The 25,871-nt window shown below is 75.8% G+C and carries 24 protein-coding genes and 1 riboswitch; of the genes, 9 read left to right on the top strand and 15 right to left on the bottom strand.

The features are described 5' to 3' along the window. Positions 1-123: 123 nt before the first annotated feature. Positions 124-1,107, top strand: coding sequence for a hypothetical protein (locus tag H2O74_RS03260; protein WP_182113105.1), 984 nt, complete (start codon positions 124-126; stop codon positions 1,105-1,107). A 27-nt stretch (positions 1,108-1,134) separates the two neighbouring features. On the opposite strand, the gene H2O74_RS03255 is transcribed toward H2O74_RS03260, so the two are convergent. Then, entirely contained in the window at positions 1,135-2,121 is a 987-nt protein-coding gene (locus tag H2O74_RS03255; RefSeq protein ID WP_182113104.1) for an aldo/keto reductase, read from the bottom strand. Between the two features lie 69 nt (positions 2,122-2,190). Between H2O74_RS03255 and H2O74_RS03250 the strand changes: the two genes are divergently transcribed. From H2O74_RS03250 to ddaH, 4 genes are all read left to right on the top strand, one after another. Continuing rightward, positions 2,191-2,592, top strand: a complete 402-nt coding sequence (locus H2O74_RS03250; RefSeq protein WP_182113103.1) for an MmcQ/YjbR family DNA-binding protein — start codon at positions 2,191-2,193, stop codon at positions 2,590-2,592. Next, complete coding sequence (locus H2O74_RS03245) at positions 2,589-3,077, top strand: SRPBCC family protein (protein ID WP_182113102.1); 489 nt, start codon at positions 2,589-2,591, stop codon at positions 3,075-3,077. The genes H2O74_RS03250 and H2O74_RS03245 overlap by 4 nt, the downstream gene beginning before the upstream one ends. Positions 3,078-3,185: 108 nt before the next feature. Beyond that, positions 3,186-3,992, top strand: coding sequence for an alpha/beta fold hydrolase (locus H2O74_RS03240; protein ID WP_182113101.1), 807 nt, complete (start codon positions 3,186-3,188; stop codon positions 3,990-3,992). A gap of 318 nt (positions 3,993-4,310) precedes the next feature. Then, positions 4,311-5,135: a dimethylargininase gene (ddaH, locus tag H2O74_RS03235; RefSeq protein WP_370525811.1), complete on the top strand. Its 825-nt coding sequence runs from the start codon at positions 4,311-4,313 to the stop codon at positions 5,133-5,135. A gap of 55 nt (positions 5,136-5,190) precedes the next feature. Here the strand turns inward: ddaH and H2O74_RS03230 are convergent, their stop codons facing one another. Then, positions 5,191-5,331, bottom strand: a complete 141-nt coding sequence (locus tag H2O74_RS03230; protein ID WP_182113100.1) for an Rv0909 family putative TA system antitoxin — start codon at positions 5,329-5,331, stop codon at positions 5,191-5,193. Between the two features lie 106 nt (positions 5,332-5,437). On the opposite strand from H2O74_RS03230, the gene H2O74_RS03225 reads away from it, so the two are divergent. After that, positions 5,438-5,929: an Lrp/AsnC family transcriptional regulator gene (locus H2O74_RS03225; protein ID WP_182113099.1), complete on the top strand. Its 492-nt coding sequence runs from the start codon at positions 5,438-5,440 to the stop codon at positions 5,927-5,929. Between the two features lie 45 nt (positions 5,930-5,974). Here the strand turns inward: H2O74_RS03225 and H2O74_RS03220 are convergent, their stop codons facing one another. The 4 genes from H2O74_RS03220 to H2O74_RS03205 all read right to left on the bottom strand — a co-directional run bounded on the left by H2O74_RS03220 (position 5,975) and on the right by H2O74_RS03205 (position 9,934). Further along, entirely contained in the window at positions 5,975-6,922 is a 948-nt protein-coding gene (locus H2O74_RS03220) for a universal stress protein (RefSeq protein WP_182113098.1), read from the bottom strand. A gap of 312 nt (positions 6,923-7,234) precedes the next feature. After that, on the bottom strand, positions 7,235-7,861 hold the full coding sequence (locus H2O74_RS03215; RefSeq protein WP_255491756.1) for an HNH endonuclease: 627 nt from the start codon (positions 7,859-7,861) through the stop codon (positions 7,235-7,237). 204 nt (positions 7,862-8,065) lie between these two features. Beyond that, positions 8,066-8,845, bottom strand: coding sequence for a C40 family peptidase (locus tag H2O74_RS03210; RefSeq protein WP_182113097.1), 780 nt, complete (start codon positions 8,843-8,845; stop codon positions 8,066-8,068). 2 nt (positions 8,846-8,847) lie between these two features. Next, positions 8,848-9,071, bottom strand: a riboswitch (cyclic di-AMP (ydaO/yuaA leader). 137 nt (positions 9,072-9,208) lie between these two features. After that, a complete protein-coding gene (locus H2O74_RS03205; RefSeq protein WP_182113096.1) occupies positions 9,209-9,934 on the bottom strand; it encodes a metal-dependent transcriptional regulator in 726 nt (241 codons plus the stop codon). 186 nt (positions 9,935-10,120) lie between these two features. Here H2O74_RS03205 and serC point away from each other — a divergent pair, with 186 nt between their 5' ends. Together serC and H2O74_RS03195 are read left to right on the top strand one after the other, a co-directional pair. Next, positions 10,121-11,245, top strand: coding sequence for a phosphoserine transaminase (gene serC, locus H2O74_RS03200; RefSeq protein ID WP_182114022.1), 1,125 nt, complete (start codon positions 10,121-10,123; stop codon positions 11,243-11,245). Continuing rightward, complete coding sequence (locus tag H2O74_RS03195) at positions 11,242-12,486, top strand: sugar MFS transporter (RefSeq protein WP_255491754.1); 1,245 nt, start codon at positions 11,242-11,244, stop codon at positions 12,484-12,486. The genes serC and H2O74_RS03195 overlap by 4 nt, the downstream gene beginning before the upstream one ends. Positions 12,487-12,549: 63 nt before the next feature. Here H2O74_RS03195 and H2O74_RS03190 read toward each other — a convergent pair whose 3' ends face one another. The 6 genes from H2O74_RS03190 to H2O74_RS03165 form a co-directional block, all read right to left on the bottom strand. Next, positions 12,550-13,131 carry an LPXTG cell wall anchor domain-containing protein gene (locus tag H2O74_RS03190; RefSeq protein WP_182113095.1) on the bottom strand — a complete coding sequence of 194 codons (582 nt, stop codon included), beginning with the start codon at positions 13,129-13,131 and terminating at the stop codon, positions 12,550-12,552. 130 nt (positions 13,132-13,261) lie between these two features. Continuing rightward, positions 13,262-15,094: a DUF4012 domain-containing protein gene (locus H2O74_RS03185; protein ID WP_182113094.1), complete on the bottom strand. Its 1,833-nt coding sequence runs from the start codon at positions 15,092-15,094 to the stop codon at positions 13,262-13,264. Between the two features lie 83 nt (positions 15,095-15,177). Beyond that, on the bottom strand, positions 15,178-16,515 hold the full coding sequence (locus H2O74_RS03180) for an MFS transporter (protein ID WP_182113093.1): 1,338 nt from the start codon (positions 16,513-16,515) through the stop codon (positions 15,178-15,180). After that, positions 16,512-16,982 carry a MarR family transcriptional regulator gene (locus H2O74_RS03175; RefSeq protein WP_182113092.1) on the bottom strand — a complete coding sequence of 157 codons (471 nt, stop codon included), beginning with the start codon at positions 16,980-16,982 and terminating at the stop codon, positions 16,512-16,514. The genes H2O74_RS03180 and H2O74_RS03175 overlap by 4 nt, the downstream gene beginning before the upstream one ends. A gap of 75 nt (positions 16,983-17,057) precedes the next feature. Continuing rightward, positions 17,058-18,371 carry a UDP-glucose/GDP-mannose dehydrogenase family protein gene (locus H2O74_RS03170; protein ID WP_182113091.1) on the bottom strand — a complete coding sequence of 438 codons (1,314 nt, stop codon included), beginning with the start codon at positions 18,369-18,371 and terminating at the stop codon, positions 17,058-17,060. 121 nt (positions 18,372-18,492) lie between these two features. Beyond that, positions 18,493-19,989 (bottom strand): NCS2 family permease, encoded by a 1,497-nt coding sequence (locus tag H2O74_RS03165; protein ID WP_182113090.1) that lies wholly within the window; start codon positions 19,987-19,989, stop codon positions 18,493-18,495. Positions 19,990-20,064: 75 nt separating this feature from the next. On the opposite strand from H2O74_RS03165, the gene H2O74_RS03160 reads away from it, so the two are divergent. Next, positions 20,065-20,766 (top strand): VanZ family protein, encoded by a 702-nt coding sequence (locus tag H2O74_RS03160; RefSeq protein WP_255491753.1) that lies wholly within the window; start codon positions 20,065-20,067, stop codon positions 20,764-20,766. Between the two features lie 18 nt (positions 20,767-20,784). On the opposite strand, the gene H2O74_RS03155 is transcribed toward H2O74_RS03160, so the two are convergent. From H2O74_RS03155 to H2O74_RS03145, 3 genes are read right to left on the bottom strand one after another with little or no spacing between them, the layout of a single operon-like run. After that, a complete protein-coding gene (locus H2O74_RS03155) occupies positions 20,785-21,990 on the bottom strand; it encodes an MFS transporter (RefSeq protein WP_182113088.1) in 1,206 nt (401 codons plus the stop codon). Next, positions 21,987-25,043, bottom strand: a complete 3,057-nt coding sequence (locus tag H2O74_RS03150; RefSeq protein ID WP_182113087.1) for a sacsin N-terminal ATP-binding-like domain-containing protein — start codon at positions 25,041-25,043, stop codon at positions 21,987-21,989. The genes H2O74_RS03155 and H2O74_RS03150 overlap by 4 nt, the downstream gene beginning before the upstream one ends. Further along, positions 25,040-25,870 (bottom strand): DUF3027 domain-containing protein, encoded by an 831-nt coding sequence (locus H2O74_RS03145; RefSeq protein ID WP_182113086.1) that lies wholly within the window; start codon positions 25,868-25,870, stop codon positions 25,040-25,042. The genes H2O74_RS03150 and H2O74_RS03145 overlap by 4 nt, the downstream gene beginning before the upstream one ends. Between the last annotated feature and the right edge of the window lies 1 nt (position 25,871).

Here is a 25,871-nt window from a genome sequence, read left to right as displayed (position 1 = left end):
TAGCACCACCCCGCGCAGCGAGGGGCCCGGCCCGCCCGGACGCCGGACCTCGGACGTGCCGGTCGTCACGCGACGGAGGCCCGACGCCGCGACGAGGTGGGCCTCGCGTGGGACCATCGGGCCATGTCGTCGCCCCACAACGCGCCGTGGCAGCGCACCTCCCCCACCGACGGACCGGTCGTCCCCACTCCCGGAGCCGGCGCCGGCACCGTGGCGCCCCCGGGGCAGCCACCGGCCACCGCCGGAGCGGTCGCCCCCGTCGCCGGCGCCACCGGGATCCCGTTCGTGGACGACCTCATCGACAAGGCGGTCGGCGTCCCGTCCGGCGCGATCCACGCCCACGTGGACCGGCTGCGGCGGCGCAACCCCTACGCGAGCCCCGCGCAGATCATCACCCTGCTGGAGAAGCAGTACCTGCTCGCGATCTCCACGTCGGGCGGCGCGGTCGGCGCGGCCGCGGCGATGCCCGTCGTCGGCACGGGCGTGAGCATGGCGCTGACGACGACGGAGGTGGGCACCTTCTTCGCGGCGTCCGCCGCGTTCTCGCTCGCCGTCGCGGACGTGCACGGCATCGGCGTCGAGGAGACGGCGCGCCGGCGTGCCCTGCTCATGGCGACGCTCCTGGGCGAGCAGGGCGCGACGACGGTCGGCTCCGAGGCGGGCATCAACCCCACCGCCTGGGCCAAGACCCTGCTCATCAACATGCCGACGCAGACCATCAAGCGCGTCAACAGCGCGCTGACCAGGCGTCTCGTGCGGCGCCAGGCCGGGCGCCAGGGCGCCCTCGCGTTCGGTCGCCTGGCACCGTTCGGCATCGGCGCCGTCATCGGCGCGACGGGCGCGCGCGCCATGGGACGCACGGTCGTCGAGGGCGCGCACAAGGCGTTCGGCCCGCCGCCCGCCCGGTTCCCGCGCGAGATCGAGCTCGCCGTCTCCGGCCCGGACGAGACCAAGGCGCCGGCGCGCGTCGTGCAGCGGGTCAGGTCGGCGATCGGGGCCGGCCCCGACGTCCCCGCCACGCCGCTCGACGTCCCGCTGGAGGACGTCCAGGACACGCCGCCCGGCGACGTCACCAGGCGCCGGGGGCGGTGGCACCGCCGGGGCTGAGCGCCCCGGCGGTCCACCGCCGGACGGTCACCAGCGGCCGTGCACGTGCTGCCGGATGCGCTCGTCGTAGATCTTCTCGAGCCCGGCGAGAGTCTCCGCGTCGAGCGGCGCCAGGTCGGCGGCGGCCGCGTTCGACCGCGCCTGCTCGGGCTTGCTCGCGCCGGGGATGACCGTCGAGACGCCCGGCTGGTCGAGGATCCAGCGCAGGGCGAGCTGAGCCGTCGTCGCGCCCTGCGGCGTGAACCGGGCGACCTCCTGCGCGGCGGCGACGCCGACGTCGTACGGCACGCCCGCGAACGTCTCGCCGACGTCGAACGCCTCACCCTGGCGGTTGAAGCTCCGGTGGTCGTCCGCGGCGAACGTCGTCGACGCGTCGTACTTGCCGCTCAGCAGGCCGCTCGCGAGCGGCACGCGCGCCAGGATGCCCACGCCGGCCTCGAGCGCGGCGGGCAGCACCTCCTCCAGCGGCTTGCGGCGGAAGACGTTGAGGATGATCTGCACGGTCGCGACGTTCGGCCGGGAGATCGCCTCGAGCGCCTCCGCGACCTTCTCGACCGAGACGCCGTAGGCGGCGACGCGGCCCTCGGCGACCAGGGTGTCCAGGTCGTCGTACAGGGAGTCGCGCGAGAACGTCTCCGTGGGCGGGCAGTGCAGCTGGACGAGGTCCAGGGTCTCGACGCCGAGGTTCTCGCGCGAGCGGTCGGTCCACGCCCGGAACGCGTCGAGCGTGTACGCCGCGTCGACGTGCGGGGCGGCCCGGCGACCCATCTTCGTCGCGACCGTGAGACCGGCGTCGGGCCGGTTGCGCAGCAGCGTCCCGACGAGCCGCTCCGAGCGGCCGTCGCCGTACACGTCCGCGGTGTCGAGGAAGGTCACCCCGGAGTCCACCGCGGCGTCGAGCACCGCGAGCGCCTGCTCCTCGCTCACCTCGCCCCAGTCCGCCCCCAGCTGCCAGCAGCCGAGGCCGATCACGCTGACCTGTCGTCCCGTCCGTCCGAGCACACGCTTGTCCATGAACCGCGACGCTACCGTGGTCCCACGGCCGCGATCACCTCGAGCGCGACCGCTGACCTGGGAGCTCACGTGGCGCACCCGCGGATGTACGACGACGACGACCCGCTGCTCGCGCGCCTGCGCGACCTGTGCGCTGCGCTGCCCGAGTCGGTCGAGAAGGAGTCCTGGGGCCGCCCGACCTTCCGGGTGGCGAGGATGTACGCGACCTACGGCGTCGGCGCCGCGGCCGGGCAGCCGGAGCAGCCGCACGCCCTGATCTTCAGGCCCGACGACGACGAGCGGCCCGCGCTGCTCGACGACGCCCGCTTCTGGGCGCCGCCGTACCACGGGCCCGCCGGGTGGCTCGCACTCGACCTCGCGCGCGACGTCGACTGGGACGAGGTCGGCGAGCTGCTCGCGTCGTCGTACCGGCAGGCGGCGCCCGCACGGCTCGTCGCCCGGCTCGACGCCGAGCGGTCGTCGGGCACGTGAGCGTGCGCGAAGTCTCGGTGAGCCGCGTGGTCGCCGCGCCGGCCGGCGTCGTGTGGGACCTGGTCACGGACGTGCGCCACCACGCGCGGTGGGTGCCGCTGACGCGGATCGACGGGCCGGACCGGCCGGTGCGGGCGGGTGACGAGTTCACGGGCGTCACCGGCCCGACGGCGGCGTCGGGCGGGCGCGGGGTGCCCGACGTCATGGTCGTCGAGCGCTACGACCCGCCGGCGCCGGCGCACGGACGGGACGCGGCGCGCGAGGGTGTCGCGACGTTCCGCAAGCGCGGCCCCGTGCTGATGGGCGACGCCGAGGTGCGCGTCCGGCCGCTGGGGTCGCGGCACAGCGAGGTGACGTGGGTCGAGCGCACCTGGCTGCGCGGCCTGCCCCGCCCGGTCGGCGCCGCGCTGACCGCCGTGGCCATGTCCGGCATGCTCCACCTGGTCCTGCGCCGCGTGGCGGCCGAGGTGAGCCGCGTCCCCTGATCCCCCCGGGGGCCGGCCCCGCGGGTCCGGCCGGGCGCGATGAGTCACGGCGCCGGGCGTAGTCCCTCCTGAGTCGGCGCTCCGCCGACGCGGACGGAGGGAACCCCGATGCTCACCACTCACCAGCTGCCCATCCCGGGCGGCACCATCCACTACGAGGTGCGCGGCAACGGGCCGCTCATGATCCTCACCGGCTCGCCGGTCGACGCGCGGGTCTTCGCGGGGCTCGCCGACGAGCTCGCCCGCGAGCACACGGTCGTCACGCACGACCCGCGCGGCATCAACCGCAGCCGCCTGGACGACCCGGACGGCCCCTCGACCCCGCAGCTGCGCGCGGACGACCTCGCCGCGCTGCTCGACACGCTGGGCGCGGACGATGCCGACGTCATGGGGAGCAGCGGTGGCGCCGTCACGGGGCTCGACCTCGCGACCCGCTACCCGGACCGCGTGCGGACGCTCGTCGCGCACGAGCCGCCGGTGCTGACCCTCCTGCAGGACTCGGCCGAGCAGCTCGCCGCGGTGGACGCCCTGGTCGCGACGTTCCACCGCGAGGGGTTCGAGGCGGCCATCATGGCGTTCCTGGGCAACGCGGGCTGGGACGAGGACGAGGAGGAGCCTCGGGAGCCGCCGTCGGCGCAGGACATGGCGGACGGCGCACGGTTCTTCGCCCAGGACCTCCACCCGACGTCGTCGTACGTGCCCGACATCGCCGCGCTCACCGCCGGCGCGACGCGCGTCGTCGTCGGCGTGGGCGCGGACTCCGGGGACCTGCTGACGCACCGCACGTCGACCGCCCTGGCGGAGCGCCTCGGCACCCGACTGACCGCCTTCCCCGGCGCTCACCACGGCTTCGCGTCCCACCCGCAGGAGTTCGCCGCCGCGCTCCGCGACGTCCTGACGACCGCGCGAGCCTGACCCCGGCCGCCAACCCACCCCGCCCGCCAACCCGCCCCGGCCGCGAGCACGTCCGTTCCAGCCGAAGACGTCCGTGACGCAGGACGTGCTCGCGTGGAACGGACGTGCCCGGCGGTGGTGCTGGTACGCGGGCCGGGGCGGGCCCCGCCCCGGCGCAACGAATCGCTGTCGGAGGGGCGCGGCGCGCAACGGGTGGGGCCTCGCAGCACAGCGTTGCGACCCGTCGGTCGGAGGTCGGCGGTCCTAATCTCGTCGGGAGGCCGGCACCGTCGCCGGGCCGTGATCCCCCACCGGACCGCCGACCCGCCAGGAGCCGCAGTGACCCAGCCGCGCACCCCCACCGCCCGCCGCTACCTCATGTGCCGCCCCGACTTCTTCGAGGTGACGTACGAGATCAACCCCTGGATGGACGTCACCCGCGCCACCGACCGCGAGCGCGCGATCGCCCAGTGGGAGACACTGCGCGACGCCTACCTCGCGTGGGGCCACACGGTCGAGCTCATCGACCCCGCTCCCGGCCTGCCGGACATGGTCTACGCCGCGAACGGGGCGACGGTCGTCGACGGACTCGTCTACTCGGCCCGCTTCCGCTACCCCGAGCGCGCCGCCGAGGGCCCCCTGTACGAGAAGTGGTTCGCCGACCACGGGTTCATCACGCAGACCGCCGCCCAGATCAACGAGGGCGAGGGCGACATCCTGCTCGTCGGCGACACCTTCCTCGCAGGCTCCGGGTTCCGCACCGACCCCGCGGCGCACGCCGAGCTCGCCGCGCTGTCGGGCCACGAGGTCGTCACCCTCGAGCTCGTGGACCCGCGCTTCTACCACCTCGACACCGCGATCGCTGTGCTCGACAGCCGCCCCGGCCACGAGCTCATCGCCTACTACCCCCCGGCGTTCTCCGCCACGTCCCAGGCGGTCCTGGCGGCCCGCTACCCCGACGCCGTCATGGCGACGGAGGCCGACGCCATCGCCCTCGGGCTCAATGCCGTCTCCGACGGCCTGCACGTCGTGGTCGCGCCGGCCGCCGTCGACCTCGCCGCCGAGCTGCGCGCGCGCGGCTTCGAGCCGCACCCCGTCGACACCACGGAGCTGCTCAAGGGCGGCGGCGGCGCCAAGTGCTGCACACTCGAGATCCGCTCGTGAGGTGACGCACCGCGACGCCCGGTGCGTCGCGCGCACCGGGCGTCGTCGTCGTTCGTCAGCCGCCGGCCTTCTTGTCGGCGGCCTGCTCGGCCTTGTCGACCTTGTCGCCGTGGCCACCCGCCTTCTTCTCGGCGGCGTCCCCGGCCTTCTCGATGCCGGCGTCGCTGGCCTTCTCGGTGATGTCGTCCATACCCATGCCGAACCCCCTTGCGTGGCGGCGACGGACGGGTGATCCCGCCCACGTCCAGTGAACGTCCGCGCGGCCGTGATCGCGATCGGGTCGCGTCCGGCATGCTGGGCGCATGCAGAACCCGGTCCCACCCGAGGGGACCTACGCCGGCGTGGACCGGATCGACACCGCGATCCTCGCGCACCTGGCCCGCGACGCCCGCGCGAGCTATGCCGCCGTCGGCGCGCGCGTGAACCTCTCGGCGCCCGCGGTGAAGCGGCGGGTCGACCGGCTGCGCGAGCGCGGCGTCATCGACGGGTTCACCGTCCGCATCGACCCCGCGGCGCTGGGCTGGGCCACCGAGGCGCACGTCGAGGTGCACTGCGCGCCGCGCACGAGCCCCGCGACCATGCGGGCGGCGTTCGAGCGCTACCCGGAGGTCGTCGCGGCGAGCACCGTGACGGGCGAGGCGGACGCCGTCGTGCACGTGCGCGCGCGCGACGTGAGGCACCTCGACGAGGTGGTCGAACGCATCGCCGCCGAGCCGTTCGTCGACCGGACGCGCTCGACCGTCGTCCTCACGCCGCTGGTCCGGCGCCCGGACCTCCCACCACCGCTGCCGTGACCTGCCCGCCGTGGGTCGCGGTCCGCCGCCGAGCCCGCAGCCGGGTCAGGAGCCGGGGCGGCGGCCCAGCGGCTCGTCGTCCGCGGGGTGCTGGCAGCGGCGCGTGACCACCATGACGGGGCACGCGGAGTGGTGGAGCACGGCCTGGCTCGTCGAACCGAGCAGGAGCCCCGCGAAGCCGCCGCGCCCGCGCGAGCCCACGACCACGAGGTCCACCGCCGTCGAGAACTCGGTGAGGAGCGCGGCGCCCGTGCCGTCGAGCACGTGCCGCCGCACCTCCACGCCCGGGTGCCGCACCAGGGCCCGGTCGACCACGACGTCGAGTCCCTCGGCCGCGTCGCGCAGGACGGCGGCGTGGTCGATCGAGGCGGGCAGCCACGCGAGGATGCCCGCCCCGGCGCCGACCGGCACGCCGGCGACCGCAGTGAGCTCGGCGCCCCACCGCTCCGCCTCGCGGATCGCCTGCTCGAGCGCGACCTCGGCCGCGGGCGAGCCGTCCACGCCGACGACGATCCGGCGCACCGGTGTCGGCGGAGCGGTCTCGCCGTCGTCATCGGTGCTGGTCCACGGCACGACGACGGTCGGGCAGTGCGCGTGGGCCGGCAGCGCGGACGAGACGGTGCCGAGCAGCCGCTCCGCGAAGCCGCCACGCCCCCGCGTCCCGACGACGACCGCCGCCGCGCCGCGCGAGAGCTCGACGAGCACGGCCGCGGCATCGCCGGTGGCGACGGCGGAGGTCACGCGCACGCCGGAGCGGCTCAGCCGCTGCGTCGCCTCGTCGAGGACCGCCTGGGCGCCGTCGGCGATCGCCGTGTCGTCGAGCGCCGCGTAGCCGCCGTCGAGCGCCGCGGCCGTGAAGGCGGGCACCGCGTACGAGCACACCAGGTGCACACCATGGCCGTGGGCCCGGGCGTAGGCGACCGCCCAGTCCGCCGCGTGCAGGCTCGCCGGCGAGCCGTCGACCCCGACCAGCACCACCTCGTCGTGACTCATGACCGCCTCCTGGATCCTGGTGAGCGCCGCCCTTGGGTCCAGTCTGCCCGCGATCCGCACCGCCCGGTCCACCGACCCGCGCCAACACCCCACCCGCGCTCCACTCGCCGCCGCCGCCCGCGCTCCCCGCCCGCGCTCCCCGCCCGCGGTCCCCGCCCGCGCCGAGCACGTCTGTTCCCACCGAGCACGTCCCTCGTGGCGGACGTACTCGCCCCGAACGGACGTGCTCACGGGAGCCTGGGCGGGGTGGTCCTGACGGGAGCCGGGCGTGGCCGTCGGACCGGCGCACCCCGGCGGAGCGACCGTCGCGGGTCACGCCGCCAGGTACGCGCTCCACGACGGGTGGGGGCGGGCCGCCGCGGCGAGCACCGCGCAGCCGACGCGCGGCACGGACGGCGTCACGAGCAGCTGCCAGCCGATCTCCGCGAGCAGCCGGTCGGCCTTGCGGTGGTTGCACCGCGCGCACGCCGCCACCACGTTGGTCCACTCGTGACGGCCGCCGCGCGAGCGCGGGTGCACGTGGTCGACGGTGTCGGCGGGGGCAGCGCAGTACGCGCAGCGGTGGTCGTCGCGCTGCAGGACGGTGCGCCGCGTCGGCGGGACCGTCGGCCGGTAGGGCACGTGCACGTACCGGGTCAGGCAGAGCACGTGCGGCGCGGGCAGCGTCAGCTTCTCGGACCGGAGCACCGCGGTGTCCTCCTCCAGCACGACCGCCTTGCCGCTGAGCACGAGGGTCACCGCACGGTGCGCGCTCACGACGCAGAGCGGCTCCCGGCTCGCGTTCAGCAGGAGCACGCGGCGCAGGCCCGCCGCCGAGGCCCGGGCGACGTCGTCCGGCTCGTGCGCCCGCACCGCGCGGGTGGCGACGGACGTCTCGGGGGCGATGAGGTGCGGCCGCGCGGCCCCACCCCCGCGGAGGGTCGCGGTGTCTCGACGCACGGCAGTCTCCCTGACCAGGTCGGTCGGACCCGGCTGGCTGCCGGGCTCGGCTGGTGGAGCAGCGCTGCCAGCGTACGCGCGGCGTCCCGCGCACGCAGGTGAGGCCCCACGGGCGCGCCGCCGGGACGACGAACGGCCCCCACCCGAAGGTGAGGGCCGTTCGTCACGGGCGTGGTCCGCGGAGGTGCTGCGCGTGTGCCTCGTTCAGCCGATGCGGATGAACGTGGGGTTGCTCTGCCAGATCTCGCGGAACTGGATCGTCTTGCCCGGGCGGGGCGCGTCGATCTGCGTGTTGCCACCGGCGTAGATGCCGACGTGGCCCGGCGTCCAGATGAGGTCGCCCGGCTGCGCGTCGGCGCGGGAGACGACCGTGCCGGCGTTGCGCTGCTCCGACGACGTGCGCGAGATCGTGATGCCGAGCTGCGCGTAGACGTAGGAGGTGAAGCCCGAGCAGTCGAAGCCGTCCGGCGTCGTGCCGCCGGAGACGTACGGGACGCCCACGTAGCGGGCGGCGACCTCGAGGACGGCGTTGCCGGCGACGGCCTGCGGGACCGGCGCGGAGGCGACGGCCTCCTGCTGCGTCGCGGGAGCGCGCTCGACCGACGCGGACCGCGAGGCCGCGGCGCTCCGCACGGGCTCCGGCTCGGGCTCGGGCTCCGGGTTCGCCGTCACCGTGATGGCGGGCGTGTCGAAGGCCCAGGCCGCGTCCACCGGCACCGTCACCACGGGCGACGTCGCGAGCGCGGCGCGCGCCTCGGCGGTGAGCGAGGAGACGTCGACGGACGGCAGCGAGCTGACGTTGTCGGCCGGTGCCGCGGACGCCGGGAGCGTCATGCTCATGACGAGACCCCCGGAGGCGGCCACGACGGCGGAGCGGCGGCCGACGGTCGCGAGGCTGCCGGTGGCTGCCGTGGCGAGGTCGTCAAGAGGGGTCAGGGGGCGACGCGCGGCGCGATGCCGTGCGCGCAGGGAGTTCTCAGACACGCGGTACCTCTCCGACGCCTACGAGGTGAGCTGTCGGGTTCGGATGGGAGTTCACCCGGCCTCGATCACACCGCCACGTCGCACAGGGCGTCGGACGGCACTCACGCGGCTTCACCCCAAGAGCCAGTCGGATCGCTCCGTCAGGCCCGAAAACTGGTGGTTCCCCCGCTCCTGCCAGCGAGTAGTGCGGACCACGGACGGTGGCAGGACTAGGCGTTCCGTCCGAAGGCGCCACGAGGAGGGATCGTGGAGCGAAGCCGACAGTACTTGCCGGATGCCCGTATGTCACGCTCCGGTCACGAGATGTTCCCTGCAGATCTGGGAGAAACCGGTCCAAGCCCCGCGCGGGACGTGGCGGACGACTCAGGCGGGCGTCACGACGAAGATGTGGCGGGCCACGTCCTCGGGCAGGTCCAGCACGATGTCGGCGCCCGGGGCACCCACGGTGACGATGCCCTGGCCGCGCTCGACGGTGATCTCCGCACCGGGCAGGACACCCGCCGCCGAGAGCCGCTCGAGGAGCTCGATGTCGGTCTGCAGCGGCTCGCCGAGGCGCCCGACGACGGCGCGCACGGTCACGTCCGACGGCGTGCCCTCCTGGACCGCCGCGGCCCGCGCGTAGGCGATGAGGGACACGACGCCGTCGAGGAAGGCCTCCTGCGCGCGCACCTCGCCCAGCTCGGCGAGGCCCGGGATCGGGTTGCCGTACGGCGAGTGCTGCGGGTGGTCGAGCAGCTCGATGAGGCGCTTCTCGACGCGGTCGCTCATCACGTGCTCCCAGCGGCAGGCCTCGTCGTGGACGAAGGACCACTCGAGGCCGATGATGTCCGTCAGGAGCCGCTCGGCCAGGCGGTGCTTGCGCATGACGCGCGTCGCCTTGAGGTGCCCGGCCTCGGTGAGCTCGAGGTGCCGGTCGCCGCTGACCACGACGAGCCCGTCCCGCTCCATGCGGGCGACCGTCTGCGACACCGTGGGTCCCGAGTGCCCGAGGCGCTCCGCGATGCGTGCGCGCAGGGGGATGATCCCCTCCTCGGCGAGCTCGTAGATGGTCCGCAGGTACATCTCCGTGGTGTCGATCAGGTCGCTCACGCGGGCGCCTCTCCTCTGTCCGGCCGTCTGCCCCCAGGTTACGGGGCGCACGGGAGCCGTTCGGCACCGAGCGCACCGGCGCCCGGGCTTCGTCGCCCGGCCCGCGGTCCACATGCCGGGCTCACCTTGGCACAGCACGCAGGTCCGGGGTGAGGGGCCCGGCGCGCGACCTAAGGTTGACGCGTGATGGACGAGACCCGGATCGAGATCCCCGCGCACCTGCTGCCGGTCGACGGACGCTTCGGCTCCGGCCCGTCGAAGGTGCGGGACGCGCAGGTCGAGGTGCTCGCCGCCGTCGGCCGGACGCTCCTGGGGACCTCGCACCGCCAGGCCCCGGTCCGCGGGCTGGTCCGGCGCGTCCGCGAGGGCCTCGCGGACCTGCTGCAGCTCCCCGAGGGCTACGAGATCGCGCTCGGCAACGGTGGCTCGACGGCGTTCTGGGACGTCGCCACGTTCTGCCTCGTCGCCGACCGCGCCCAGCTGTGCGCCTACGGCGAGTTCGGCACCAGCTTCGCGACGGCGGTCCGGCGCGCACCCTTCCTCGCCGAGCCGACGGTCCGCACGGCCGAGCCGGGCTCGCGCGTGCTCCCGGTCGCACAGGACGGCATCGACACGTACGCGTGGCCCCAGAACGAGACCTCGACGGGCGTCGTCGCACCGGTCCTGCGGCCGCAGGGCGCCGGACCCGACGCGCTCGTCCTGGTGGACGCGACGTCGGCGGCCGGCGGGCTCACGGTCGACGTCGGGCAGACGGACGTCTACTACTTCGCCCCCCAGAAGTCGTTCGCGGCCGACGGCGGCCTGTGGCTCGCCGCCCTCTCGCCCGCGGCGGTCGAGCGCGCGGAGCGCCTGGAGGCGCAGCGGTGGGTCCCGCGCTTCCTGTCGCTGGGCACCGCGGTGGCGAACTCGCGCCAGGACCAGACGCTCAACACCCCGGCGATCGCCACGCTCGTGCTGCTCGCCGAGCAGCTCGACTGGATGCTCGGGCACGGAGGCCTGCCGTGGGCCGCGGCCCGCACCGCGGAGTCCGCGGCGCACCTGTACGGCTGGGCCGAGGCCCGGTCGTGGGCGACACCGTTCGTCGCCCACCCGGACGCCCGGAGCACCGTCGTGGGCACGATCGACCTCGACGCCACGATCGACGCCCCGGCGGTGTGCCGCGTGCTGCGCCGCCACGGCGTCGTCGACGTGGAGCCCTACCGGAAGCTGGGCCGCAACCAGGTGCGCGTCGCCATGTTCCCGGCGGTGGACCCGGCGGACGTCCAGGCCCTGACGGCGTGCATCGACCACGTGGTCGAGCGCCTCACGTGAGCACCACCTCCGCCGTGGGCGAGCGCCCGCGCCTGGTGCGCGACCGCCTCACGCTGTCCCTCTACGGACCGTTCATCACCTGGGGCTGGTTCCTCTACGGGTTCTCCCCCGCCGTGCCCCTGATCGCCGACGAGCAGGGCATCTCGCGCGGCCAGGCGGGCCTGCACGGCACGACGATGGCGTGCGGCACCATCGCGACCGGCCTGGTCAGCTCCCGCGTCGCGCAGCGCTACGGGCGCCGGAACCAGGCACTCGTCGGTGGCGTCGTCCTGAGCGTCGGGATCGCGCTGCTGCTGTGGGGCAGCGTGCTGCCCGCGACGCTCGCCGCGTGCTTCGTGATCTCCGTCGGCGGCAACCTCATGATCTCCGCCGCCCAGCCCGCCCTCTCCGTCCACAACGGCGCCGCGGGCTCCGCGGCGGTGACGGAGGCGAACGGCATGGGCGCCATGGTCGGGCTGCTGGCCCCGCTCGCCCTCGGAGCCGCCGTCGGCGCGGGCCTCGGCTGGCGACCGGCGGTCGCGATGACCGCGGCGCTGGCGGTCGCCTCCGCCCTGGTCATCCTCCGGGTGCGGGTGGACGGCGCGATGGGGCGCGGCACCGTCGCGCGCGCCACCGTCACGGCGCAGGACGGGACCGACGTCGCGCCGCACCACGGGTACGGCCGGACGTTCTGGTTCTTCTGGGTGGCCCTGCTGTGCGGGACCGCGATCGAGTTCGCGACGACCTTCTGGGCCTCCGACCTGCTGATCCAGCGGACGGGCGCCCCGCCGGCCCTCGCCGCGGCGAGCGTCGCGGCCCTCGTCGCGGGCATGACCGCCTCGCGGTTCGTCGTCGGGCCGCTGTCGACCCGCAAGGCCCCCGAGAAGCTGCTGGCCGTCGGCTTCGTGCTCGCGGGCGCGGGCTGGCTGGTCTTCTGGACGGCGACGACGCCCGTCCTCGCCATCGCCGGGCTCGTGCTCGCCGGCCTCGGCTACGGCACCCACTACCCGCTCGCGGTCTCGCTGACGCTCCGCGCGTCCGACGGCCGCCCGGACCAGGCCCAGGCGCTCGCGTCGGTGGGCACCGGCGCGTCGGTCGCGATCGCGCCGTTCCTGCTCGGCACGCTCGCCGACTCGTTCGGCGCCCACAGCGCGTTCCTGCTGGTGCCCGTCCTCGTGCTCGTCGGCCTCGTCGCCGTCGTCCTCGGCCTTTGGTCCGTGCACGCCGGCCGTCGGCCGAGCGCTGTCGCGGGGACGCCCTAGCGGATCCTCGACGACCCGGGGTGCCGCCCGACCGATCGTGGGCGGCACCCCGGGTCGGCGGCGTCAGCCCTCCAGCAGGCTGCCCGTGCGGCGGCGCCGGGCGACGAGGACACCGACGACGCCGGCGGCGACCAGGCCGCCGGCACCCGCCAGGAGCGGCGTCGTGGACGAGCCGGTGGCGGCCAGCCGGTTGCTCGCCGCGGTGACCCCCTGCACGCAGGCCGTGCTCGTGGGGTAGCTCACGGTCGCGACGGTCGTCGGGTTGACGTGGAACTGCGCCTCGACCGGGCCCCGGGCCCAGGCCGCGGTCGTGCCGACGGTGCCGGCCTGCGCGCCGGGCCACGTCACCGAGCCCTCGAGCGGCAGGCCGGTGACCACGACGTCCTCCCCCGTGGGGTTGACCCAGGTCAGGGTGGCGGTGGTTGCGGACGTGCCGCGTGCCGTGATGGCGTACTGCAGGGTCGGCACGCCGCTGTTGCACATCACCTCCGTCACGACGCTCACGTCGCACACGCCTCCCGGCGAGTAGCTCGTGGCGCCAGGAGCGCAGTCGGTCACCGTCGTGGCGGAGGCCGCGCCGGCCGCTCCGACGCCGCCGCCGACTGCGATGGCCAGTGCCGCCACGAACCGTAGGGCTCGCTTCATCTCGGTCTCCTCATCCCCGACACCTGGTCGGAATCCGTACTAATCGGACATCTCGGATCATCGTCGCACGTTCTCGGCGGTGGCGCCCCGCCCGAACGGGTGGTTGTGGAAGGCCGCTCGCCCGACGTCGTCAGCAACGCTCGGCAGGCACGAGGCCGACGCCGTCGAGGCCAGGGGTCCGCCAGGCCCCGAGGGCCGTCTGCCCGGGGGGCAGGTCGACGGCGGCCTCGACGGTGACGGACTCCCCCGGCGCCAGCACCACCGGGACGACGGCGGCCTGCCGCCCCGCCTCCTCGGCGCGCGCCGCGCCCAGAGCGGCGGCGCCGCGGCGCAGGTCGGCCACGCCGCCGCCCACCGGCCCGTAGACGGTCAGGTTGGTGGTCACGACGCCGTCGGACAGCTCGGGGGCGCCGTAGAACCGCATGTACGGGGGCAGCACCGAGGGGTCGGCCGGCACCGTCGAGGTCAGGACCACCGCGACCGTCGCCCGCGCAGAGCCGCCGTCGGACGCGGCCTCCTGGCAGGTGATCCGCACGTCCGTCTCGAGGAAGTACCCGAGCTTGGTCCCGGTGCCGTCGTCGAGGAACACGCCGGCGTCGTGCGCGGCCCCCGCGCCGAAGAACGCGCCGCCGGCCGGCGACGCGGCGAGCACCTCCTGCTCCGCCTCGTGCGCCGACCACACCGCGACCCTGCGCTCGGCGACGGCCGCACCCAGCGCCCCGCCGAGGCGGGTGGCGTCCGCCGGGCCGGTCAGGAGCCGGTCGAACACGGCCGCGGCGGCGTCGCCGAAGAACGCGTCGGCGTCGTCGGGGTCCGGGTACCGCGCGTACGAGTCGTGCAGCAGCGCCCGGACGACGCCGTCCGCGTCGAGCACCGTGCCGTCCGGCGTGGTGACCGGACCCGTCGCCTCCAGGAGGTGGGCCAGGGCGGCCGGCTCCACGGCGAGGACGCCGTCGACCGGCCTGCCGTCGGCGTCCCGCCAGAGCTCCACGGCGATCTCCGCGGCACGCGGGAAGTCCGGCGTCATCGTGGCGTTCTGCATGATGCTGCCGAGCAGCGGGCCGTGCACGGCCACCTCGTCGGCCCCGAGGGTGGCGCCGCTGCGTCCCGGCCCGGCCAGCGCCTGGCTGGCCACGTACTCCTGGAGCTCGACCCGCCCGGCGTCGGCGTGCAGCACCGCGACGGAGGCCACGATGCCGCCGCCCTTGCGCAGCTCGGCCGGGTTGAGGACGAGGAGCAGGTAGTCGCGCGGCCCGTCCGCGCCCAGCATCGGCGGCAGCAGCGTGACCGCCTCCTCGGCGCCACTCAGCAGGCGGGCGGCGTCACCGACCGGGCCGCGCACCTCCTGCACCGCGGTCGCGAGCGGTGCGACCAGACCCCGGTCGGGGATTCCACGGACCAGGGCATCGGCCTCGGCGGCCGCCGCGGCGGCCGCGGCGATGGCGGGCCGGGCGGCGACCAGCGGCCCGAGGTCGACGGCGCCGTCGACGGGCGCCAGCGCCTCCGGGTCGACCAGGCTGGCGACCTCGGCCAGCGCCGGGACGACGTCGCCCGCCACGAGGTCCAGGGCGCGGGTGACGGCGGTGACCGCGCGCAGCTGGGTGCCCAGCCCCGGCAGGACGCTCGCCGCCCGCCACACCGGGTCCTCGGTGCCCGCGAGCGCGGCGGCCGCGTGCGACCGGAGGTCGGGCAGGTGCACAGCGGCCGCGTCCAGGTCGCCGTCCGCGACCGACGCCTCGAGGGCGCGCACCTCGGTGGCGGCCGCACCCAGCGCGCTCGCCACCTGCACGCCGCGGAACGCGAGCCACGCGGACGCGGCGACCGCGAGCAGCAGCACCGCGAGGAGGGTCCGGCGCAGCACCCGCCCCCGCGAGGATCGCGCGGCGGGGGCAGCGGGCCCGGTCGCTGCGGCGTGCCGGGTCCCCGCCGTGCCCGCCTGCGCGACACCGACCGGAGGAGCCATGGCGCGATGTTCGCATATCCGACATCTTGGGCACGGGTCGGACGCGGGATTTCACCCGGCTGCCGCGGCGGCGAGCCGCGTCCTCAGGCCGCGCGGTCCCCGAGCTGCTGCGCGCGCAGCGCGTCGGCCGCGGCGGCACGCTGCTCGCCTTCCGTGGGCTCGCGGTCGCGGTGCCGGATGGTCAGGTGGGGGCGTGCCGTGATGCGGTAGCGGACCTCGACGTTCCAGTGCCGCACCGCCCAGATCGCCGCCGCGCTGGCGACCAGCAGGGCGCTGATCGACCCCACGCCGATCGCCCAGCGAGGGCCCCACGTCTCGGCGACCCAGCCCACCAGCGGCGACCCGACCGGGGTCGCCCCGAGGAAGACCACCATGTACAGGGACATCACGCGCCCGCGCATGGTCGGGTCCGTCGAGGTCTGGATGGTCGAGTTCGCGGACGTCAGCATCGTCAGCGAGGCCAGCCCGACCGGGATGCACGCCAGCATGTAGCTCTCGTAGGTCGGCATGAGCGCCATCGCGCCGGTCGCCAGCCCGAAGGCGAGGGCGGAGCCGATCACCAGCCGCACGCGCGGCCGTTCGCGGCGCGCCGCGAGCAGCGCCCCCGCGAGCGAGCCGATCGCGAGCACGGAGCCGAGGATCCCGTACTCCTGCGGCCCCCGGCCGAACTCCGTCCGCGCCATCACGGCGCTCGTGAGCTGGAAGTTCAGCCCGAAGGTGCTCACCACGCCGACCACGGCCATGACGACGAGGATGTCCGAGCGCCCGCGGACGTAGCGGATGCCCTCGCGGATCTGCCCCTTGGCGCGAGCCGTGGGCCGCATCGGCTGCAGCTTGTCCTTGCGCATGCGGGTCAGCGCCAGGATGGTCGACGCGAACGTCACCGCGTTGATGAGGAAGACCCAGCCGGTGCCGACCCACGCGATCGACAGGCCGGCGATACCGGGACCGATGAGGCGCGCCGCGTTGAACGAGGCGCTGTTGAGGCTCACCGCGTTGGCGAGGCGCTCGGGCGGGACCATGTCGGCGACGAAGGTCTGCCGCGCCGGCCCGTCGATCGCCGAGACGCAGCCGAGCAGGAACGCGAAGCCGTACACGTGCCACAGCTCGACGTGCCCGCTGAGGACCAGGAGGCCGAGCGCGGCGGCGAGCACGCCCATCGCCGCCTGCGTGCCGATGAGCAGCTTGCGCCGGTCGACCCGGTCCGCGAGCAGGCCGGCCCAGGCCGAGAGGAACAGGACGGGCGCGAACTGCAGCGCGGTGGTGATGCCGACCGCCATGCCCGAGTCGTCGGTGAGGTCGGTCAGGACGAGCCAGTCCTGGGCGACGCGCTGCATCCAGGTGCCGACGTTGGCGACGAGCGCACCGGCGAACCAGAGCCGGTAGTTGACGTAGCGCAGCGAGGCGAAGGTGGGACTCACGGGGCGATCACCGTCCGCAGGATCGCGGACGCCTGGGCCAGCACCTCGCGCTCGGCGGGCGTGAGGGTGGCCAGGCGCTTGGCCAGCCACTCGTTGCGGCGGCGGCGCGTCTCGCGCACCTCCTCGCGGCCGGCGTCGGTCAGGTGCACCAGCACCTGGCGCCCGTCCGTGGGGTGCACGTCGCGGCGTGCGAGCCCCGCCTCGACGAGCGCGTTGACGGTGCGCGTCATCGGCGGCGGCTGCACGTGCTGGTCCTCGGCGAGCGCGGTGGGCGTCATCGGCCCGCGGTTGGCGAGGGCCGCGAGCGCGGCGTACTGGCCGTCGGTGATGCGCTCCGAGGAGCGCTCCATCCGCAGGCGGCGGACCGAGTGGGTGAGGGAGACGCGGAGCTCGCCGGCGAGCACGGCGGGACGGCAGTCCCCGGCGCTGACGACCGGCAGGGCCGGCACGGGCGTGGACGAGGTCATGTCACTACCCTAGGTCATTACCCTAGGTAATCACATCCGGGTCGGCGGTGATCCCCGCCACCCTGGCGGCACGACTCAGGGGCGCCCCAGGGCACGGTAGGTCCAGCCCGCGCTCCGCCACACGGCCGGGTCCAGGACGTTGCGCCCGTCGACGATGCGGCGGTGCGCCACGACCTCGCCGAACTCGACGGGGTCGAGCTCCCGGTAGTGCGTCCACTCGGTCGCGAGCACGACGACGTCGGCGCCCGCGGCGGCCTCCTCGGGGGTCTTCGCGTACGTGAGATCGGGCCATCGCGCGGAGGCGTTGGCGATCGCCTCGGGATCGGTGACGACGACGTGCGCCCCCTGCAGGCCCATCTGCGCGGCGACGCTCAGCGCCGGCGAGTCCCGGACGTCGTCGCTGTTCGGCTTGAACGCCGCACCCAGGACCGCGACCTTGCGCCCGACGATCGAGCCCTGGCAGACCTCCCTTGCGAGATCGACCATCCGCACGCGGCGTCGCATGTTGATCGAGTCCACCTCGCGCAGGAAGGACAGCGCCTGGTCCACGCCGAGCTCGCCCGCCCGGGCCATGAACGCCCGGATGTCCTTGGGGAGGCACCCGCCGCCGAACCCCAGGCCGGCGTTGAGGAATCGCCGCCCGATCCGCTCGTCGTGCCCGATGGCGTCCGCGAGCTGCGTGACATCGGCACCCGTGGCCTCGCACAGCTCCGCCATGGCGTTGATGAACGAGATCTTCGTGGCCAGGAACGAGTTCGCCGCGACCTTGACGAGCTGCGCGGTCGCGTAGTCCGTGACGACCTGCGGCGTGCCGTCCGCCAGCGGCTCGGCGTAGACCTCGTCGAGCATGCGCCCGGCTTCGACGCCCGCGGCACCCGGCGGCAGACCGTAGACGATGCGGTCCGGGTGGAGGGTGTCCTGCACCGCGAAGCCCTCACGGAGGAACTCCGGGTTCCACACCACGGTCGCCGCCGGCTGCGCGTCGGCCACGCGCGCCGCGATCCGCTCGGCCGTGCCGACGGGCACGGTGGACTTGCCGACGACGACGTCGCCGGGCGCCAGGTGGGGCAGCAGGGCCTCGATCGCCGCGTCGACGAACCGCAGGTCGGCCGCGTTCTCCCCGCGCTTCTGCGGGGTGCCCACGCACACGAAGTGCACGCGTGCCCCCGCGACCTGCGCGACGTCCGCGGTGAACCGCAGTCGGCCCGTCGCGGTCACCTCCGTGAGGAGCTCCGGCAGGCCCGGCTCGAAGAAGGGCGCCTCGCCGCCCGCGAGCTGCGCCACCTTCGCCTCGTCGACGTCGACGCCGACCACGTCATGCCCGAGCCGGGCCATGCAGGCGGCGTGAACGGCTCCGAGGTAACCGCAGCCGATGACCGAGATGCGCACAGTGGTCCTCCTCGAAGCTCGCAGGCCAGCCCGCGCGCCACAGCGTCAGTCCGGCCGAGGTCCGGCCGGACGGATCCTCCCACAGGCCATGCCGCGCGGGGCAGGACCGGCGAGCGCCGCGTCAGCCGATCAGGGCGTCCCTGATCGGCCCCAGCGTGAAGTAGGCGACGAACAGCCCGCCCGCGACCCACATCAGCGGGTGCACCTGGCGCCACTTGCCCAGGGCGACCTTGATGACGACGAACGCGATGAAGCCCGCCCCCATGCCGGCCGTGATCGAGTAGGTGAAGGGCATGAGCACGATCGTGAGGAAGGCGGGGATCGCGACCTCGAGGTTCTTCCAGTCGATGCCCGAGACCTGCATGACCATGAGGAACCCGACGACGACGAGGGCCGGCGTCGCGGCCTCGAACGGCACCATCTCGACCAGCGGCGCGAGGAACGTCGCCAGCAGGAAGGCGATGCCTGTCACGACGGATGCCAGGCCCGTGCGCGCCCCGTCGCCGACGCCCGCGGCCGACTCGACGTAGCTGGTGTTGGACGAGACGCTCGACGCGCCGCCCGCGACGGCCGCGAGCGAGTCGACGACGAGGATCTGCTTGCTGCGCGGCGGGTTGCCCTCCTTGTCCAGGAGCCCTGCCTCGCCGCCGACGGCGACCATGGTGCCCATCGTGTCGAAGAAGTCGGCGAGCAGGATCGAGAAGACGAGCAGCAGGACCGCGACCAGGCCGATCTTCTCGACCGACCCGAAGAGGGAGAACTGGCCGAGCAGGCCGAAGTCGGGCGTCGCGACGAGGCCGTCCTCGGGCACCGCGGGTGAGTTGAGCTTCCAGCCCGTGGGGTTGATCGCGTTGCCCTCCTCGTCGACGCCGCCCTGGGGACCGACCTTCGCGACCGCCTCGATGATGACGGCGAGCACGGTCGAGGTGAGGATCGCGATGAGGATGGCGCCGCGGACCTTGCGCACCATGAGCACGATCGCGAGCAGCAGGCCGACGACGAAGACCAGGGTGGGCCAGCCGGAGAGCGACCCGCCGATGCCGAGCTCGAGCGGCGTCGCGAGCGAGGCCGGGACGCGCACGAAGCCGGCGTCGACCAGGCCGATGAAGGCGACGAAGAGGCCGATCCCGACGCTGATCGCCGTCTTGAGCTCGATCGGGACCGCGCGGAACACCGCCGTGCGGAACCCGGTGAGGACGAGCACGAGGATGATCAGGCCCTCGAGGACGACGATGCCCATCGCGTCGGCCCACGTGACGCCGTCGAGCGTGGCGATCGAGTAGGCGACGACGGCGTTGAGGCCGAGCCCGGCCGCGAGCGCGAGCGGGAAGTTGGCCACCGTGCCCATGAGGATGCACAGCACGCCGGCGACGAGGGCCGTCGTCGCGGCCACCATGCCGAGGTTCGGCGCGTCGCCGCCGCCGAGGAACTGGCCGGTGCCGTCCGGCACCGTGCCGATGATGAGCGGGTTGAGCACGATGATGTAGCTCATGGTGAAGAAGGTCACGAGGCCACCGCGGACCTCCGTGCCGATCGTCGAACCGCGCTCGCTGATCTTGAAAAAGGCGTCGACCCGGTTCCTCGGGCGCGCCGCGGCAGGGGCGGAAATCTGCGTCATGGCGCACAGGGTGGCAGACGTTTGTTTCCCGTGAGAACACGTCTCGGAGGACAGCCTCGGGCGGTCGTGGTACGTGTGGCGCTGGCCGTCTACCTCCTCGCGGTCCTGCGGATCACGCAGTGGCCGGACTTCGCCGATCCCGGCGCGTTCACCGCGCTCGAGCGGGGCCTGGCGTGGCTGCACGCGCGCGGCCTGCCGACGGGCGTCGACGTGGCGGCGGTGGAGGCGGCCGCCAACGTCGTGATGTTCGTGCCCTTCGGGATCCTGGTCCCGCTCGCCGGGCTCCGCCGGGCGTGGCTCGCCGTGCCGCTCGGCTGCGCGTCGTCGGTCGCGATCGAGACGGGACAGGCGCTCTTCTGGCCCACGCGCGCCGCGACGCTGCAGGACGTCGTCATGAACACCCTCGGCGCCGCCGTGGGCGTGGGCCTGCTCACGCTCGCCCGGCGATACGCTCGGCACGTGCCCACGACCCCGACCGACCGCCCCGCCACCGGTGGCGGGGCCGACGCAGGCACCCGTGGCGGGGCCGGCACGGCTCCCACGACCGTCTCCGCCGGCCTGCGGTCGCTCCTGGCGCCCAGCACGCTCGACCCGGTCGAGCTCGACCTGCGCCGGGTGTTCGTGGCCGGGATCGGGGCATGGGCGGTCGCGCTGGTCGTCGTCGGCGCGCTGGCGGCGTCCGACCGCGCCACGGCGACCGACGTCGCCACGTGCGCGACGGGCATGGTCCTCGGCGGCCTCGCCCTGGTCTGGGAGCACCGCCGCCGCAGCCGCTGAGGCACCGCGCGGTCCGGCTCAGGACGCCGGCTCGGCCCCGGCCTCCCGCGCACGCCGCCGGGTGGTGCGGTTCGCGTGCACCGTCCACCGGGGCGCCCAGCGCAGCAGCGCGGCCGCGCTCAGCGCCGCCACGCCCGCCATGGTCCAGATGCCGCCGGCGAGCGAGCCGAGCGCGGCGCCCCCCGAGACGACGAGCGGGCCGCCCGCCGCACCGACGTCGGAGACGAGCCGCCACACCCCCAGGAACTGCGCGCGCGTGGCGGGCGGCGCGACGTCGGCGCCGAGCGTCATGAGGATCCCGGCCCCCATGCCGTTGCCCAGCCCGATGAGCATCGCCACCCAGGCGAGCGTGGCGACGCCCGAGGCGAGCGGCAGCAGCGCCAGCCCGGACGCGAGCACCAGCATCGACGGCACCCCGGCCCACAGCCGGCCGCGACGGTCCATGAGCCGTCCGGCCGGGTAGAAGAGCAGCATGTCGACGGCGCCCGACAGGCCGAAGACCAGGCTCGTCGTCGCCGGGGCGAGCCCCAGGTGCTCCGACCACAGCGGCAGCACGACCTGCCGCGCGCCCCGCGCCGCCCCGATCATGAGGACCGCGATGCCGAGCGTCGCGAGGACGTGCCGGTGGTCCCGCGCCACGCGCCACAGCGACGACGTCGTCGGCTCCGCGACGTGCGCCACCTCGTCGGGCACGGCGGCGACCACGGCGGCGGCGACGAGCGACGTGCCGACCGCGAGCCACCACGCGGCCGGCAGGCCCCAGACGTGCATGAGGGCCGCGCCGAGGAAGGGTCCGACGAACGTCCCCGCGCGCTGGAGGCCGGCGAGCGTCGAGAGCACCCGGGCCCGGCGCTCGACGGGGGCGTGGGCGGCGAGGTAGGAGTGCCGGGCGAGCATGAACGTCGCGTTGAGCGCGCCCTGGAGGGTGAGCGCCACCGCCAGGAGGGCGACGTTCGGCGCGAGCGCGGCGCCGACCAGCACGACCACCGAGCCGCACGCCGCCACGAGCATGGCCCGGCGGTCCCCGAGCCGGGCCGCGACCGCCGTGGCCGGCACGTTCCCGAGGATCTGCCCGACGGCGAGCAGCGCGACGACGAGGCCCGCGCCGGCGAGCGAGGCGCCGAGCCGGGTCGCGGTCAGCGCGACCACCGGCACGATCGCCCCGATGCCGGTCTCGAAGACCGTGACCGGCACGAAGACGCCCAGGACGAGCTTGCGGTTCACGGCTCGCCGGCCCGCTCGAGGAGCACGACGGGCAGGTCCCGCGGGTCCGCCAGGACGCTCGCGAGGGCGTGGCGGTCGCTCCACCGCGTGAGCTGGGCCAGCCCGCGCGCGAGGCCGCCCGTGGTGCACGCGTGGATCACGCCCTGCGCGACCCACCACTCGACCGGCAGGCCGTCCACCCGCAGGTCCTCGTGCTCGACCCAGCGGTCCGGGGCGTCGGGGGCGAGCACGCGGGCCTGCGCCGGCACGGGCCCGGGCACCCCCACCGTCGTCACCCGCCCCGCCGCGCGCTCGGCCGCCAGGTCGACGTCGAGCCAGTCGGCGAGGTCGGCCGCCGCGCCCGTGGGCACGACCACGACCGGGCCGACGCCCGGGTGCTGCGCCCACATCGGGTCCGCCACCGCGACGTCCCCGACCTCGGCCGCGCGCACCTGCCCCGGTCCGCGCCCGCCCGCGCACCACGCCGGGACGCGACCGGGATCGACGTCGGCGTCGGCCCGCGCCAGGTCCACGAGGGCGCGCCACACGTCGACCGCCACGGCCGGGTCGACGTCCGCGCCGGCGGCGGGGAGGCGGCCCAGCACCGCGGCCCACCCGACGTCGTCGAGCTCCGCGAGCGCTGAGACCGCGCCCAGGGCGCGCAGGACGACCTCGTCGCCGTCGACCGCGGCGACGACCACCGGCGGCGCCGGCGGGAGCAGCCCGGAGCCGACGTCGGCGCCCGGGAGGAGGAAGGGACCGCCGAGCGGAAGGGGCGAGCGATGGCGCAGCCACCACGCCGTGTACGACGGCACCCGCCCGCCGGGGGTCACGAGCGCCGCCCGGGCGTCGCCGGTCGTCAGCGCACGCAGCACCTCCTCCCACGCGTCGGGCCGCACCGCGTCCAGGTCCGGCACCACCGCCAGGTCGAGCAACGCCGGGTCGTCGACGCCCAGGTCCGCGAGCCGCGCGCGGTACGCGGGCCAGCCGTCGAGGTCCGCGAGGACGTCGTCGGCGTCGTCGAGCCCCGGCTCGCCCGCGTCGGCCGGAGCACCCGGCCGGACCACGCGCAGCCCGGACCGCACGCCGACCGCGCCCAGCTCCGGCGCCCAGCGCTCGGCGAGGGGGCGCGCCACGGGGGGCAGGACGTCCGGGTCGAACCAGCGCGCGGCGTCCGAGCCGGGCAGCACGAGTCCCGCCGCGGGCAGCCGGTCGCCGTCGTCGGCCTCGAGCAGCAGCTCGCCCCACCACCCGACCTGCGGCGCGGGCCCCGAGGCCAGGCCGAGGCGCACGAGGCCGAGCACCGCGTCCGCCACGAGGGCCGCGTCGTCCGCCGGCCCGCCGCCCGGCTCGCCGCCGTGGCCGTCGTCCCCGTGCTGGTCGTCCCCGTGGTCGGCGTCGGCGTCCGGGTCCGCCGAGAGGACACGCTCGCGCACGGCCGGGTGCCGCAGCAGGCCCCATGCGTCGACGCGCTCGGCGCCCAGCCGCTCGAGCACGGGGTGCGCCGCCCGCGGGTGCACCACGCGCACACCCCAGTGCCCGAGCGTGCGCAGGGCGGGCTCCGGGACGCCGTCGGCGACGACGAGCCCCCGCGGCCCGCGCACGACGCGGCCGTCGGCGAGGACGACCGGCAGCGTCGCGAGCTGCTCCAGGACCCGCGTGTCCCCGGGGACGGCATCCAGGAGCCCGTGCAGGCCGGCCGGGTCGGTCACCGGAAGGGCGTCGACGACCTCCGAGAGCTCGGCCGTGCGCACGCCCAGGAGGCCGACGAGGTGGCGCTGCGGCGGCGCGAGGTCGAGGAGCCCGTCCACCCACGGCGCCAGCGCGCGCAGCAGGGCCCGGTCCGTGCCGGCGGGCAGGGCGACGGCGTCCGCCGCGGCCCGTCGGCCGCCGTCGGCCGCCGGGAGCATCGGCACGGTCCGGCTCGCGCGCACGACGGCGACGCGCAGGGCCGCGTCGAGCGGGCCGGCGGGCAGGCCGGGCGGCAGGAGGTCGGCCGGGTCCGGGGCCGCGCCGCCGGTCCCGTCGCGGCACGCGAGCAGCAGGTCGGCCCAGGCGAGACCGGCGGCCGCGACGACGGCGTCGGTCACGGGCCCGGGGGCGACGCGCCGCCGCGACGGGTCCAGCGGGAAGGTCGCGACCAGGAGCGCCGGCAGCGTGCCCGGCTCGTCGGTCGGCGTGGGCGCGTGCACCACGGGCGCGGGCCGGTCGGCAGTGGCGCCGGGCCGCCGGACGGCCCAGGTGACCCGCCACGCGCGGCGGTCGCGGTCCTCGACCGCCGCGTCCGCGAGCAGGGCCGCGTCGTGCACGCCGGTCCGGGTCGCGACGACCCACCGCTCCCCGACGTCGCGCAGGACGCGGGCCGATCCGCCGGGGACGCCGACCTCGTCGCGCACCTCGACGCAGGTCAGCGCGGGCAGGGCGAGCAGCAGGACGTCGCCCAGCGCCGCGAGCTCGGCGCGGACCCGCTCGACCGCGACGTCGTCGCGCAGGGTCAGGACCACCGCGGTGTCCCAGCCCTCACCGGGCTCACCGGGGTGCCCCGCCGCCGGCCCGGGGAACGGCAGGCGCAGGACCGGCAGCGCGTCGCCCCGGCGCGCGACCTCCTCGGACAGCCCCGGGGGCGCGTCGCGGAGGCCGGCCCGCGTCGCCGCGAGGGAGAAGTGCACCGCACCCGTGCGGGACGCGACGGTGACCTCGTCGGCGACCGAGCGCACGGCCGCGAAGCCGACGCCGAACCGGCCCACGGTGGTGTCGTCGTGCTTGGCGGAGGCGCGCAGCGACGCCAGGGACGCGACCCCTGCGGCGTCGAGCGGCCGGCCGGTGTTGCGGGCCGTGAGGGTCACCCCGTACGCCGTCCGCGCGAGGTGGAGTGCCAGCCTCCCCTGCCCGCCGGCCCGCGCCGCGGCGTCGGCGGCGTTCTGCGCGAGCTCGACGACGACGCGGTCGCGGTAGTACCGCCGCGCGTTGTCCTCCTCCGCGTTCGCGTCCTCGCGGAAGCGCGGCGGGTGGTCCGACCAGCCCGCGAGGACCGCGCGGCGCAGCGGTCCGGTCGCGAAGCGGTCGGCCGTCACTCCCGGGGGTCTGACCCGGCGTCCGGCTCCTGGGCCTCGGGCTCGGCGGCCGGGGGCGCGGCCTGGTCGAGCAGCCGGACGAGCTCCAGGTCCATCGCGTCGGACGCGGGCGGGTCCGGCCAGTCGCTGGGCGCGGGCGCGACGTCCGTCTGCGAGTGGGCACCGCAGCCGTGGTCCATGCTCACCACGCGGCCGTCGTCGGGCGACCACTCGTTGGCGCAGACGCCGAACTCGGTGCGCAGCGAGCCCGCCATGAGCAGCAGGAACCCGCACGTCGAGCACGGCGCGCTCGCGGCGAGGGCGGCCGGCGCCGTCGGCCCGTGCGAGCCGGCGTACCAGCGCTCCGCGGCCTCGGATCGGCCGCGGGGGGAGAGCACGCGCTCGCGCCCGAGCCCGAGCTCGAAGATGGCGAGCTCGTCGGCGTCGGCGTCACCCGTGGCCTCGTAGCCCTGCTCGAGCCGGTCGTCGTCCGGGAGGTACGGCAGGACGTCGCCGGTCCCGAGGTCTCCCGGGCGCAGGCGGTCGGCCCACGGCACCCACTCCGGTGCGAGCAGCGCGTCGTCGCCGGGCAGGAGGTGGACCTCGCACACGGTCGCGGTGCGGCCGCGCGGGACGCGCGCCACCGTGACGCTCCAGTGCCAGCCGCGGTAGCCGGGGGCGGTGGAGGCGAAGCGGTGCGAGACCAGGCGCTCGCCCTCGACCACGACCCCGAGGTGCTCGCCGACCAGCTCCGGACGGTCCGCGACCTCCTGGGCGGCGGCCCGGGCGAGGTCGACGGCCGAGGCGAGGACGGCGTCCTTGGCGGGAGACCTGGTGGCGGCCGCCATC

This window comes from Actinotalea sp. JY-7876, from assembly GCF_014042015.1.
In the GTDB taxonomy this organism is placed as follows: Bacteria; Actinomycetota; Actinomycetes; order Actinomycetales; family Cellulomonadaceae; genus Actinotalea.
The sequence above is the reverse complement of the archived record's forward strand: the minus strand, read 5'-3'. Positions and strand labels throughout refer to the sequence as shown.

Bases quoted from the DNA above. Each gene is read 5' to 3' on its own strand.
- H2O74_RS03260 (WP_182113105.1), top strand. From the start codon at position 124: ATGTCGTCGCCCCACAACGCGCCGTGGCAGCGCACCTCCCCCACCGAC.
- H2O74_RS03255 (WP_182113104.1), bottom strand. From the start codon at position 2,121: ATGGACAAGCGTGTGCTCGGACGGACGGGACGACAGGTCAGCGTGATC.
- H2O74_RS03240 (WP_182113101.1), top strand. From the start codon at position 3,186: ATGCTCACCACTCACCAGCTGCCCATCCCGGGCGGCACCATCCACTAC.
- H2O74_RS03230 (WP_182113100.1), bottom strand. From the start codon at position 5,331: ATGGGTATGGACGACATCACCGAGAAGGCCAGCGACGCCGGCATCGAG.
- H2O74_RS03225 (WP_182113099.1), top strand. From the start codon at position 5,438: ATGCAGAACCCGGTCCCACCCGAGGGGACCTACGCCGGCGTGGACCGG.
- H2O74_RS03220 (WP_182113098.1), bottom strand. From the start codon at position 6,922: ATGAGTCACGACGAGGTGGTGCTGGTCGGGGTCGACGGCTCGCCGGCG.
- serC (WP_182114022.1), top strand. From the start codon at position 10,121: ATGGACGAGACCCGGATCGAGATCCCCGCGCACCTGCTGCCGGTCGAC.
- H2O74_RS03190 (WP_182113095.1), bottom strand. From the start codon at position 13,131: ATGAAGCGAGCCCTACGGTTCGTGGCGGCACTGGCCATCGCAGTCGGC.
- H2O74_RS03185 (WP_182113094.1), bottom strand. From the start codon at position 15,094: ATGGCTCCTCCGGTCGGTGTCGCGCAGGCGGGCACGGCGGGGACCCGG.
- H2O74_RS03175 (WP_182113092.1), bottom strand. From the start codon at position 16,982: ATGACCTCGTCCACGCCCGTGCCGGCCCTGCCGGTCGTCAGCGCCGGG.
- H2O74_RS03165 (WP_182113090.1), bottom strand. From the start codon at position 19,989: ATGACGCAGATTTCCGCCCCTGCCGCGGCGCGCCCGAGGAACCGGGTC.
- H2O74_RS03145 (WP_182113086.1), bottom strand. From the start codon at position 25,870: ATGGCGGCCGCCACCAGGTCTCCCGCCAAGGACGCCGTCCTCGCCTCG.